The 13,523-nt window shown below is 42.9% G+C and carries 9 protein-coding genes; 3 read left to right on the top strand and 6 right to left on the bottom strand.

The genetic code is table 11. The features are described from left to right. Positions 1 to 23 precede the first annotated feature (23 nt). Positions 24 to 2,792: a DUF6797 domain-containing protein gene (locus CLV98_RS20065; protein WP_109677492.1), complete on the bottom strand. Its 2,769-nt coding sequence runs from the start codon at positions 2,790 to 2,792 to the stop codon at positions 24 to 26. Between the two features lie 344 nt (positions 2,793 to 3,136). On the opposite strand from CLV98_RS20065, the gene CLV98_RS20060 reads away from it, so the two are divergent. The 3 genes from CLV98_RS20060 to CLV98_RS20050 all read left to right on the top strand — a co-directional run bounded on the left by CLV98_RS20060 (position 3,137) and on the right by CLV98_RS20050 (position 7,255). Further along, positions 3,137 to 3,811 (top strand): response regulator transcription factor, encoded by a 675-nt coding sequence (locus CLV98_RS20060; protein ID WP_109677348.1) that lies wholly within the window; start codon positions 3,137 to 3,139, stop codon positions 3,809 to 3,811. Continuing rightward, positions 3,808 to 5,115, top strand: coding sequence for a sensor histidine kinase (locus CLV98_RS20055; RefSeq protein ID WP_158281300.1), 1,308 nt, complete (start codon positions 3,808 to 3,810; stop codon positions 5,113 to 5,115). The genes CLV98_RS20060 and CLV98_RS20055 overlap by 4 nt, the downstream gene beginning before the upstream one ends. Before the next feature lie 112 nt (positions 5,116 to 5,227). Continuing rightward, positions 5,228 to 7,255 carry a sialate O-acetylesterase gene (locus CLV98_RS20050; RefSeq protein WP_109677344.1) on the top strand — a complete coding sequence of 676 codons (2,028 nt, stop codon included), beginning with the start codon at positions 5,228 to 5,230 and terminating at the stop codon, positions 7,253 to 7,255. Between the two features lie 80 nt (positions 7,256 to 7,335). Here the strand turns inward: CLV98_RS20050 and CLV98_RS24090 are convergent, their stop codons facing one another. The 5 genes from CLV98_RS24090 to CLV98_RS20025 all read right to left on the bottom strand — a co-directional run bounded on the left by CLV98_RS24090 (position 7,336) and on the right by CLV98_RS20025 (position 13,455). Beyond that, entirely contained in the window at positions 7,336 to 8,142 is an 807-nt protein-coding gene (locus tag CLV98_RS24090; protein WP_310588741.1) for a hypothetical protein, read from the bottom strand. 297 nt (positions 8,143 to 8,439) lie between these two features. Beyond that, complete coding sequence (locus tag CLV98_RS24085; RefSeq protein ID WP_310588740.1) at positions 8,440 to 9,054, bottom strand: hypothetical protein; 615 nt, start codon at positions 9,052 to 9,054, stop codon at positions 8,440 to 8,442. 716 nt (positions 9,055 to 9,770) lie between these two features. Continuing rightward, on the bottom strand, positions 9,771 to 11,243 hold the full coding sequence (locus tag CLV98_RS20035; protein ID WP_109677340.1) for a TlpA family protein disulfide reductase: 1,473 nt from the start codon (positions 11,241 to 11,243) through the stop codon (positions 9,771 to 9,773). 510 nt (positions 11,244 to 11,753) lie between these two features. Then, entirely contained in the window at positions 11,754 to 11,951 is a 198-nt protein-coding gene (locus CLV98_RS20030; protein ID WP_109677338.1) for a hypothetical protein, read from the bottom strand. Positions 11,952 to 12,342: 391 nt separating this feature from the next. Continuing rightward, complete coding sequence (locus CLV98_RS20025) at positions 12,343 to 13,455, bottom strand: TlpA family protein disulfide reductase (protein WP_109677336.1); 1,113 nt, start codon at positions 13,453 to 13,455, stop codon at positions 12,343 to 12,345. Positions 13,456 to 13,523: the final 68 nt, after the last annotated feature.

The raw sequence follows: 13,523 nt of genomic DNA, 5'->3' as shown, positions 1-13,523 counted from the left end.
AGGGAAGTAAACGAGAATTAGCCTTATTGTTTTTCTCCCAATGACTGAATATACAGACTCACGGAAGCGATATCGGTATCCGACAATATCCCTTCGAAGGAAGGCATCTCTGGGCTATAGCCCTTCACAATTTTTTTGGCAGGCTCTAAGATCGATTCACGTAAATAGGCATCGTCGACCTTGGTGCTGGATCCGTCTTCAAACTGGCGGATGGTACCATACAATCCCTGAAACGGCGGGCCATACATGCCCTTGGTACGGGTACCTTCGGAGTGACACCCTGCACAGGCCATCGTCTGAAACACCTTTTTGCCTCGGGCCACCGTGGCTTGTTCCTGCTTCACCCCTTCGGCCTGCTCCATGGGTTTGGTTAGCAAGGCCAGGTCCACATTTTCAAACCCAAAGGTCTTCAAATTCAAAGGATCTACACTGTTGATCGTAAAATAAAAGCCATCTTGCATGGCATGCCCGTCTTTGGCCCTTATATCGTAAGCCAGTTCCATCTGCTCCACCTCTACCATGTTGGGGATCAGCAATAACACATGCTTTTTGTCGGCCGAAAGATAGGCACCACGTACAGCCATGGGTTCCTCTCCCGTGCTCCCATCGAGCTTAAAATGCCCCGATCCGTAGGCGTCGGTGCGCTTATAATTGTACCTTTTGACTGTGAAATTAGCGGCTTTCAGGACCGACTCAGCGTCTAGCTCACTGTCGAACCCTAACACGACCCCCTCTTTTCCTGCCCGGAAATGATTGGGCATATAACTATCCTTACCCGTATAGCGTAAGCGAAGGAGTGCACTCAGCCCTTTGGACTTAGAGCCCCACAAGTTAAAACCTGCAACGTACAACTGGCCGTCGGCCGGGCTAACGGCCCCTTTGGACGTGGGAGCTGGATAGTCCGCATTGATAGCCACTACCCCTCCTTGAAGCACCCGTGAACTACTATCGATGAGTACTCTAAACAAACCGGGACGGCCATAGGAAAAATGGATCAGATCGCCATTCAATGGCCCCATCTTCCCTCCGGTGATCCATGCCTGGCCAATGGCCGATTGGTCGATATGATGCGGAATCCAAGTAAGTGGCGGGGCAATGGGCGGATTGTCGTCCCGATGAACCGTAGGAGATACCCCATAATAATCTCCTTTTTTGACTACAAATAATGGGGTGGAAGGGACAAAATTCCCTTGTTGGTCGGAGGCCGTCAAGATATCCTTTTCGGGATGGTAGCCCAGATAGGGCCCTCTTAATCCGGTGGCGATTACACCCACCCGCTTACCATCGGAGGACAGCTGAATGATCGTCCCGTTGAGTGCTGCCCCTTTTCGGAATCCCTTGGCTACCTGCTCAGTAACGCCGGGACCATTGCTTAAGCTTCCCCCCATAGCCAAGTAATAGCTTCCATCTTTGGCATGTACCAGATCACCCGCCCATTCGCGGCCCTCAGCCGACTGGGACATGGCATTCGAAAAATTCTCATAATAATCGGCCTCGCCATCGGCATTCAAATCGTGCAACTTGGCGATACCTCCCCTACTAAATACGAGGACGGATTCGTCGACTACCTCAATACTCAAGGTTTCATTAAGGCCCGAGGCGAAGCGTTTCCATTGTAAATTACTCAATCCTTTGTCGAGTCCATTCACGATCCAGACATCCCCCTCAAAGGTGATGACTGCCGCACGTCCATCCTTAAAAAAGGCGATATCGGACACCCTGACATTCCTTTTCCATGGGTTAGGAAGTGGCAAGGTCAGTTTGTCGGTAACATAGGCGGCCGTATCGGGCGACAATACACCTTGAGTGGTTATGGTTTTTTTCCAATAACCCGGACCTCCTGGCGCATAGGCAGGAAAATCTATCTTAGCCTTCTTACATGCTTTTTCGAAGTCGCCGACGAGGCCTATTGGCCCCTTCCATATCGCTATGGAACCATCCCAAGTCGCCGCACCAGAAAACTGTACCGCCAAAAGGCTGTCTCCTTGTACCCGTAGTTGGGCATTTTTTACTTTTTTACCTATAAAACTGATCGCCGTTACCGTATCTTGGCGCGCTCCCTGATAGATATAGATCATATTTCTTTTTTGCTCCACCTTTTTCCCATTGGCAATATGTGCCGCTACCAGCCATAGGTCCTCATTCATCTGATCTATTTTCAGGCTTCTGGTGAAGGCGATTTGATCGTCGAACTTAAGGTGACTCGGGTACTCTTTTACTTTTGCGCTAGCCACCGAATAATCCAACACAATTTTGGGCCCTAAGGTATACACCCCGTTCCAACGGCCTTCGGCTTCGGGAAGGGCTCCCCACCGCTCGGCAATGGCCTCACCTAGCCGGGCCGAGGACCCGGCCTTCCAACCGGCGTAATGCCCTGTGGCCAATTTGGGGTCACCGGCTATGGTGGCCAGCTGATTGCTCTTATTAAAAAAATCGCTGTAAGATACTTGAGCCATTAATGCCATAGGAACGAACTCCTTGGTCCAAGCTATCGACCACCGCAACAGATCGGTATCGAAGGTAAAAAACGCCTCATCGCCTAGCTTGACCGCCAGGGTACGCGCCGCCAAATTATTGGTCGGAAATCCCGCTCCCAGCGAACGCCCATCCATAGGGGTTGATATAAAAGGAAAATCCTTTTCGACAAAAGATCCAATTTTAAGACTATCGGCTTCCGTACTAAACCCCTGTTGCTGATGGCGATAGGCGGTTAATAGCACGGTAGCTCCAAGCAGGATTCCCCAGGCAAACTTTCCTTTATGACTGGACAAAAATGAAATAACTTGAAACATGGTAAGAAAATACATTAAAAAGGTTAATTATGATATATGGTCCGCTAGGCATATATCCAGTTTCGGACCTACTAAAGAGCCGAACAGACCTGGATTACTTAATAAAGACTGGAAAATGCGAACTATACCACTAACACATCGTCCATAAAATACAATTTTTCCGAGGATCTATTCTATCGTCAAATAGAAAGACTCAAAATAGGACAAAATCTACTCTAGCGTCGCAAGTTAAAAAGTGGTTCCGACGTTTATTCCTCGCCGAGGTAAGCCTAATAAGGGTATCATTAGGCTCCATTATCCCATAGCCAAGATGCCTTACCTACCCTACCCCCATAAAACCGATCATGAAAATACTAATTATTGAAGACGAATTGGAGCTATTGAAAAGCATGGAGGAGTACCTATCCGCTCAGGAGTACCAATGTACCAAGGCGCCTAGCTTCGAGGCCGCCATGGCAAATATCGAAGAATGCCAGTTCGACTGTATCATTCTGGATATCATGCTTCCAGATGGAAACGGGTTGCATATATTGAAACATATCAGGCTATATCACCCAGATGAGGGCGTCATCATCATTTCGGCAAAAAATGCCATAGACGATAAAATCACAGGCCTACAACTCGGGGCCGACGACTATCTGGCCAAACCCTTTCATTTGTCCGAATTATCGGCTCGGATACAGTCCATCCTTAGACGACGGAGCCTGAATCAGAAACAATCCATACATCAAAACGATTTGGAAATAGATGTGCTAGCCAAAAAAGTGACCATTCGCGACGGAGAGTTGGTGCTTACCAAAAAGGAATATGAGCTATTATTGTATATGATTCAAAACAAAAATAGGGTAATTTCGAAAAGTGCCTTGGCCGAGCACCTCTCAGGAGACTTTGCCGATATGCTCGACAACCACGACTTCGTGTATGCCCACATCAAAAACCTCAAAAAGAAACTGAATCTCTACGATTATGGACAATACTTAAAAACCATATATGGTACAGGTTATAAATGGGAACTATGAAAAAGCTACTCGACAGAAGCCTTAACCCCCTGATCATCTATTCGTTGGTGGTACTCGCAGGGAGCATCCCTGCCTATTACCTCATCATCGACTATACCTGGACCAACGAGCTCGACAAGCACCACAGCGCTATAAAAACCAAAATCACCAATCGACTCAACGGACTCGATGCCAGCCAAGTGGACATGGCCGAAAATATTAGGATGCTCAACCACTTGGAGCCAGGGTTCCATCTAAAGAGAGTGGCCGAGGCCGAGATCGCCCCCGATCGGCGATATTCCGAAATCCGCTTCGACGACTTCATGCAGGATAGGGAACAATTTCGAGGGCTCGTCACTTTTATCACCATCCATGGACAAAGCTACCGGCTTACCATAGAGACCAATATGGAGGAGGTCGACGAGACCATCGGTATCATAGCGGCTGTGGCCATCTTTTTTTTAGTCTTATTGCTAGGAGGATTTATTTACCTCAATAGAAGGACATCGTTAAAACTGTGGAATCCGTTTTATCAAACCATCGACCAACTTCAACGGTTTCAGCTCAACAATCAAGCCCAAATCGACTTTCCACCTACCCAGATAAAAGAGTTTGACACCCTTCAAAAATCATTACAAGCACTTATCGACAGGAATATTAAATCCTTTCAGCTCCAAAAAAGATTCACCGAAAATGCCTCTCATGAATTACAGACTCCACTGGCCATTATTAAAAGTAAGCTCGACTTACTGCTTCAACAGAAGGAGCTGACGGCCACTCAGGCCCAGCTGATTACCTCGGCTACCGAATCGCTAAACCGGGTCGCTAAAATCAATAAAAACTTGCTCCTACTGGCCAAAATTGAAAACCATCAATTCCAAAATCCAGTACCGGTCGACTTGGAAGAGGAGATACATGCAGCGGTAGAGCGGTTTGAAGAACTTTATGAATATAAACACCCCGAATTCCTGCTGGCCGTCGAGCCCGCAGCACCCTTAATGGCCGACCCGACGCTCGTTCAAATCCTGCTGAATAACCTCATTCAAAATGCCTGTAAATACAGTCCTCCAAAATCTGTCATCGGCCTCCAACTCAATAATAACGACCTTTTTATAAAAAATCCTGGCCAGGCGCCCCTTATCGAGAAGGAGCTTTATAGCCGATTCGGCCAGGCTACCCGGCCCGACAGTGGCAATGGATTAGGATTGGCCATAGCACATGAAATATGTCGGTACTATGGCTGGCCTATCACCTATGCCTACACCCAGGGAAGCCATGTATTCCATATCGACTTCACCTCAGGTGATACAGCGGGCTTAGAGTAATCTTTAGGACCTTTCCTTGGACAAGGAATTAGGGCACCGGTATGCCATTCCTCCTAAGTGATTCGGCAATTCTATGTAACTTCCCACGGCGAAACACACCAAACAACCGCATATGAAGTACCGTATACTATATATCTTCCTGGGCCTAGTGGCAAATGGATGGGCCTCAAAGCACTCCTTTGGACAGATCGTCCTGACGAGCCCCATTCCACAGCAAGTCGTACAACGGAACCTGGGCGACTCGGCCACTTGTGCCATCAGTGGCTATGCCCTATACCCCTATCAGCGCATTTCCCTATCCTTGGCGCCCCTCTCCCCCGCCGGTCGACGTACCGTCCAGATAACAGTCCCCCAGGAACAATTGACGCAAGGACTTATACGTACCACTTTGAAACAACAAAGTGGCTGGTACCGCCTGATAGCTATCGGTACACGACCCGACGGGACGGAAGATACCACCACCGTAGAAAGGGTAGGAATCGGCGAAGTATTTCTGATTGCCGGCAACTCCAATGCCATGGGGGTACAAGACTTAGGGGCTAAGTCGGCCAGTGATAACGTCATTAGCTTCGATTCGGTCAATAAGCATTTGGACGCCTATAATATCACCGTGGCCAAGGACCAACCCATGCATGCACCAAAGTTCAGTCCCTTGCATAGCGACCATTATGCCTATCCTGCCGGAGAAACCTCCTGGCTATGGGGTGAGCTGGGCGACCATATTTACCAGCGCTATGGCACCCCCGTATTGTTTGTGAATGCCGGCTGGGCGGCGGCCAACTCTATGAACTATAAGGAGGCTGCTTCGGGCCAGGATACCTACAACCATTATGTGGGGCGTAACTGGCCCTACAGGCAGCCCTACACCAATATTGTTAATTCATTGCGGTATTTCCATTCCTGGCTGGGCATCCGAGCGGTACTCTGGTCGCATGGCGAAAACGATGCGTACGATCTGGGAATAGATCAAAATAGCTATTTCGATAATATCAAATTCCTGATCGACCAATCGAGAACGGACTATCCCCAGCCCATCCCGTGGGTAATAGGCCAGTCGACGGTCACTTTTAACGAAAACGAACCATACCCCCCAGTAATATCCGCTCAAAAGGCATTAGGCACCCTAGTGGGGTTCAATACCTGGCCAGGACCCAACTCGGACACCATCCAGGTTCCGCGGCCCGGTCATGGTCATTTTGAAAATGTCCCCAATGGCGTTCAAGGCTTAACACTGGCGGCTCAGGCCTGGAACAGGAGTCTATCGGATCGGTTTTTCTCTGACATGGCCCCCTTTCAGCCGCAGGCCTATCTTTATGGAGGCCTGGTACCGAGTCAAACCTACCCAGGCGCCCTATTCGCAATGCCCTTTTCGATCACCATTGATTCCCTGAATCAGCTCCCAATTGTGGCCGAACTGCTTTCAGCTCAGGGAGCCTTTGTGGGATATGTGGGCGAGGATGCTACGAGCCCCATCACTATTGGCCTACCCAAAACCCTAGGCCCCGGCAGCTACCGCATACGATTAGTCACCAAAGACCAACGGCTAATTGGTGGAACTTCGGCTCCATTTGACGTGGTGACCAACGGCAGCAGCAATTTACTCACCAGAGGCCTGAAAACGAACAAAAAAACCAACGGTACCGAAATTTCCTGGCTCTTGTCGGCAGATCCTGGACTCGACAAAGTGATATTAAGAAAAAGTGTGGATCGAATTCACTACTCCGACCTTCATATTTTTGGAGCCATTGAAAACAGAAATAATTCTTTTGTTTATAGTTATATAGACACAGAAACCACCCATCAAACCGTCTATTACGAAATTGTATACCAATATCAGGACGGCAGCTACGCCTCTGGAGGACAGGTCGTAGCCTTTGGAACCCCAGGCACCGACCAGTATACGGCCTTCCCTAACCCTGTAGTAGACCAACATTTCTATATCCGTCCCCGCCAGGAAGGAAACCAACCCCTATTCCAGCTCTATGATTTGCAGGGGCGCGTGCATCCTATTCATATCGATACCAACGCTATAATCGGTTTAATCAAAATACGGCCTTTGCACCCCCTATCGACCGGAAAATATATACTACAAATAGCCGACAAGCATGGGAAAAGCCACCAATCCATCGTTTTTTATTGACCAAATTTATAATTCAAAGCCTAACTGGAAAGACATTTTTAACGGAAAATGTAGGTCTACAAAAGGCAGATCCTTCCTCTTTATGATAATTTCAATGTATGTTTAAAGGGAGTAAAGCCGGTCAGATAAACGGTAGGTGCATCCATTTTGGGTAATGCTCCTCGAAGTTCAAAAGCCCTGTGTTTTGACAAGCCAGGACCAAATTGTATGCTGTCCGATCCCTTAGTAAAGGTCCCCATGGCCCCATCTTCCAGCAAAAAAGATTTTTTCTCTTGATTAACGGAGGTAACGTTTTTCAATTCACCCCCTTCGCGGAAAACGAATTCTACACTTACTGGCACCCCGTCTGTACCCGAAATATCAATGTCCACTTCAATACCCTCGGCGACTTCCCTGATGGTTGCTTGAGCCTTGTACTGCTGGATTTCACTTTGTTTTCTATCTGCACGACTTAGTTTTTTCCAATCCCCATCTCCCGGGATTTTTTCTTTTGGATAAGGCTGATAATAAGGACCTTCCAAAGTTTGACTTAATTGCCAATCTTTTCCATCAGCTACGATCTCCGTGGTTTGAAACTGACCTTTACCAAAAAAAGATGCGGCAAAACGAACCCCCTGTAATACCGCATTTCCCTTATAAAAAGTTAGAAACACTGGATTTCGAGAGATGATAGTAGCATCCCAATGGGTCTTACGTACACGAACCAGTCCCGATATCGGAAAAACTTTCACATAGTTGCTGGGCAAAGTTGCTGGGGTTGGCAATTCTTTCCATAAATTTTCGTCTTCTAAGAAATAGGCGATTTGGGCACCTATTTTGTCGATTACAGAATCTTCAATCATTTTGGCCATTGCAGCAAAAGTTGGATTTTTATCCTTTAAAGCCATATATCGGTAAGGATAGTAGTAACCTTCCATGGTGCCTACGACAGATTTATCCTGCCTATCCGAGGCTTCCGTTACCACTTCCCCATTATTGTGTACGTAAAATACATTCATCTCTAAATTTTTTCGTACTGCGTCAAAAATTTCGGGTTTGTTCAATCCCTCCGCAATGGTAATCAGCACCCGGTTTGTTAATGGGGAATACACAAAGGTACTGCGCTCGGTAAACTGCCCATCCTGATCGATATCTATTTTTTCTGCTAGCCATTCTTCAGCCCGACCGACATACTTCTTGTTAGGTCATGTCTTATTTAATTCTGTTAATGCCGCAGAAACGACCCATCGATGGTTAGGCGTGTGAATGCCTCCATGGGTCAATGCCTCCCCGCATCGCAGTAAAAACGTTTCCAATACAGTTAATGAAGCCTGGTGTAGCGGCTCTTTTGCTTTTTTTAGCATACGATAAAATGGCGTCAACCACGTCACCATAAAACCCACATCGGGAGTAGAGTGGAAATTGGTAGACAGCAAATCGAGGGTACCATCGCTATGCTGGATTTTGATCAAATAGTTCAATGCCTCTGTTAGCTCATCCGCGACGGCTTTGGACTTATAATATTTACTCTCCGGCGAAAGCAAAGCCACGGAAGCGAATATGATATAACTGATTGTCGAATGAGCGTTTGGTATTTCATTACCATCTTTATATCCGCCATAAGCAAATTCACTCCTGTTGCTAACCTTACTTTTCTTATATCGGTCATAATTGCTATCATTTAATCGAATCAAGGAGACTAGCCATCCCGGTTTTTGGACCGTCGGTGCCCCAACAATTGGTTGAAGGGTAAGCGCCCCAAGAGCAGGCATAGCGCAGATAGTTTTAGCCGTATAGGTTACAAAGGTTCTTCTTTTCATAGCTTGTAAACAGTCGTGATGGTTTATTTGGCATAATTACCATCATTTATTGTTCTAAAAAAAGAAAGAATATTAAATTGTTGGCATTTAGGTTTTCAAAATATATCCCTAGCAAGTCGTCTATTGCAAGCGCCGAAAGAAAAAGGGGGGCATAAGGAAGCGTTTTAACAAGTACCATCCAGCGAACAATATCCTTATGAAGAAAATACTCATAGTTTAGTGAAAACAGTTCAGATTTGTACAGATTTTTTTATAACTATTACAATACTGAAGTTTTAGAAAGGAGGTGTAAACAAGTTCAATGTTTCTACTCTCACTCATTTTCATTTCATTTAAAAAGAATAGCAGTCTGTTATTAGAAGTACTCAGATCGTAAAATGCTTCGAGGTTGGAAATACAGATGTATTTTACCAACCACTCAGAACAAAATCGACGATAAAGCATAAGGTGAGGTGAATCCTTCAATTGATCAATGATATGTTCATAATTTTTGAGTAAACTATCCCTATTGGCAATAGATCCAGTTTGATTCCTGCTTAAGCCTGTCCAAGGTATTCCCATTTTGGTCAAGAATTTTTTTTCTTCCCTTTGAATTATATTGGTAGCAGCCGTATCGTTTTTGATGGAACTAAATTTATAGGACATAAAAAAGTCTGATGCGTCAATACGTTCCACTAAAATTGTATTACACCCATATATGGATGGTTTTGCTCGTATTACTTTTCTTGTGCTTCTATAAAATTGTAAATAGAACTCATTGAGTTATTTGACGCTAATAATTTGCCATATTGATCAAATAAAAGATATCTAGGAATTTCCTTAATTGCGTAGAATTTTACAAATTTACTATCCCTGGGGTTTTGTAATAATAGACTGATACCATGGTAATTTAGATTGTGCCGTAATGACGCATTTTTCCATTTTATTTGATCATGATCCAATGATATGTAAATAACATTGATATCACTATTTGTTTTAAAGCTTAACCGTTTATTGATTTCAGGTATCGACTCTATACAGGGCAGGCACCAAGAAGCCCATATGTCGACAAGGCAATATTTCTTTTTATTACTGAATATCAAAGAATCTAGATTTTTGGACAATGAATTTTCATCATAAAAGATATCGCGACCAACTGCATAATTTTTAGGCTTAATTCTTGTTTCTAGATACTTTTTAAATAGTTGGTCCCGTGATGATTGTATTAGCTTTAATAGATAGGTTTGGTATATGCTAGTCAGGTTTTGTTCCTCTATTTGTTGAGTACAAAAATACCTTAGATAGTCTAGCTCCTTCCCATTCAAATGATTTTGTGCCGAATCAAAAAGTATGGAGAAGTCGAACTGGTTAGCTCCAGTATTGTCTTGTTTACTATACCTTTTCTGAAGAACTTCTATTCCATAACTCTTTATACATTCTTTATAAATGCCTGGATCATATTTCATTAGATCAGGATCTGTGTTCCTAAAAAAAATGTCCAGTTCTGTGAGGAATTGTAGGTTATCGCTATTACTGCTGCATAATATGAGATCGTTTAAATATTGAGATGTCGCAATAGTTTTATACAAGCCATAAAGCTCATATTGAATACTATCCTGATGGATTAGATGCTCTAGATAGTTGACTTTTAAACTGTATATACGGTAACTAGTCTCCTTAAATTGAGTTAAAAATTTCACATTAGATTTTATACTTTCTCTGACTGATTGAACTCCTACTGGGCTCCTTCTAGAGCTACCAAAAATGGAATCTCTCTTTACTGAATATAATTCTAAAAGGCTAGGATGCTTTTGTTGAAATAGTTTTAAAAATGTGGTATCTGCTTTCTTGAAAGTGTGCTTAAAAGAGGTCCATTTAAAACCTGGTTTTTGAAGATCTATTTCAATGCTATCTCCTGGAAACAATGGAATGGTAATTTGGCTAGTGCTATTTTTAATAAACCCTGTTCGAAAATTGGAATTTTCGAACAGGGTTGCAGCATTATCTACTAATGAATATTCTACAGGGTCGCCATATTCATTAATGAAAGATATAATCAGCCTAGAATCAGTCGGAGCCTTATAAATGATACATGTAGAGTCGGTAGATACGGAGTTCTTTAATACAGTAGGAACCGTAACCTGATGATTACTTTCGTCCACCCCACAGGAAGTCAACAGCCAAGCTGAAATTATTAACCGAATTATCATTATAACCGGTGGTTATTATAAAATAACTTTAATATTTTCTTCTTTCTATGTATTAGCAATATTTATTATTCCAATAACAACTACTACATCACCAATTAGTTACGGTTCCTTCCAAACTTCCCGAAGTATACCCAGTAAATCCATCAGGAGAATACACGTATCCAGGATGATTATCATACGTCCCTTTAACATATTTGCCCAAAAAAGCCTTAATGGAAGCTAATCCTGTACTAGAAGGATACCAAACCCCATTAAGCTTCCGACCACACCCGCCCCCCCAACAACATTCTTCATTTCCCCCCTTGTTAATGCAAAGGGACTAAAGCTAGAAAAACTCATGGTTGCTAAGGTTTTAAGGTTTAAAAAATATATTACTCACTTTCGAAAATCCTTAGGTGATGGATACGATTGCATTTTTTTGGTTTAAAACGCTTACAATACTGCCCAGATCTTATATTTGAAAGGCCTTGGGTAACAGAATACCATTGATAAAAACGGTTGCCGTGGCATTTACACTAGCGAGCTCACACCAGCGGGCGTAAAGTTGGAACCTGGTGATCTAAAACCAGAATAATCTTTAACCAAGCCCATTCCGAAATGGGTACTATATATGATGACAAAGTCCTCCCTCAGCAACCCAGCCACAAAAAGCGAAGACAGGACGTGGCTGTGAATGGCGGCCGGTAAGAATAAAATGGTTTTTTGCATGAGACAACTCATTTGAGCTGCAAGTATAATTAAATTATATAAAAGAATAGTTCAGAAAATTCGTTCAATTCGCCTCGATAATTGGTTCAATTGTAATTTTTGACCAAATAATATTTTTTTTGTAACAATTGGTAGATTTTCTAGATAAGGGATTTGTATAGTATACACTCAGTTATAAGAAAAATGCTAAATACAGCTAGAATAAATATAGGGTATTCTTGATTGATTCATGTGTCTATGTTTAAGCTACAAACTGGCCTAAGGATTCAAGCAGTTAAGAACAATTTTCGTATTAATTATTGATTCGAATCATTAATTGTCGAATAATCTTAACGGGTTAATAAATTAGGTTCCATTTTGCTGAAAAGATCCAGCTTAAATTTCTCCCCAATCAGAGTAATAAGAGAGAATCTAAATAATTATTAGATAACAATTCAGAGGGCCGTTTGGCGTTAGCAGTTACAATTTTTCCATCTTTATCAATCAGAATGTATCTGGGAATTCCATTGATTTTATATAATTTAGTGACATGATTGGAATCCGCTAAAAACTCGGAATTTTGAATGCCATGAAATCCTTTGATTTGTGAATTTTTTTCTAAAAACTTCTTCCATTTATCTGTGTCCTCATCTACCGATACATAAAGGAATTTTAAATCGGGTTGGTTTGAATATCTTTTCGTGAGCTTTACAGAGTAGGGGAATTCACCTACACAAGGTCCACACCAAGTTGCCCAGACATCTATATAGACAAGATTTCCCTTGAGATCGGAAAGTTTAAATGCCTTTCCATTGATATCTCGCATCTCTAAGTCCTTCATAGGCATCCCAGTTTTCAATTCGTTGTAATCCTTAAGGATATCATTTAACCCCTTTAAGTATTTTGATTGAGGATAATCCTTTTGAAACAAATTTATAAGTTTCACCTCCAAATCATAATCCATACGGCTATCCTGCGACATATGAGCTACAAAAAAAGCCATTAGCAATTCTTGATAATCATTCAATTTTGTGTCTTTGACAATGGCTCCTTTAATGTATTCATATTCGCCAATTTTTACTCCATACTCAAAACGGTAATTTAGAATTTCATCGAAAATTGGTATCAATCTATAACTCAAATACCATGTATAGGATGGATTATCAATATAATTGGGATGCAGGCTCAAATCGCTAAAAGTATTGGATAATGTTGAGTCTATAACGATACTCTTTCCATTGTTGAGTCTATCGATATCGACTTGAGTGTCAAACCACATGCGTTGCGTAATTTCAAAAAGGGAAAAATAGTTGATTAGTATTTGGCGATAGTGATCCGAAATAGAGTTGTCCCCCCTTATCTGGTTTTTCAATGCTGTACCAAACTGCATTAAGCTATCTAGATACGCCTGTTTTTTTAAAGAAGATGCCGATATGCTTTTCGATAAATTCTCGTTTACATATTTCTGTCTTTCTCTTTCAATAAGGTTAATGTTGTGTATAATACTCCCCAGAATTAGGGCCACTGTTAAAATTTAATTTTTAATCTTAAATTAGTGGAACTATGAGAGCAAAAAGGAGAAAATTCAGTTCA

It is taken from the genome of Dyadobacter jejuensis (assembly GCF_003149085.1).
Lineage (GTDB): Bacteria > Bacteroidota > Bacteroidia > Cytophagales > Spirosomataceae > Dyadobacter > Dyadobacter jejuensis.
The sequence above is the reverse complement of the archived record's forward strand: the minus strand, read 5'-3'. Positions and strand labels throughout refer to the sequence as shown.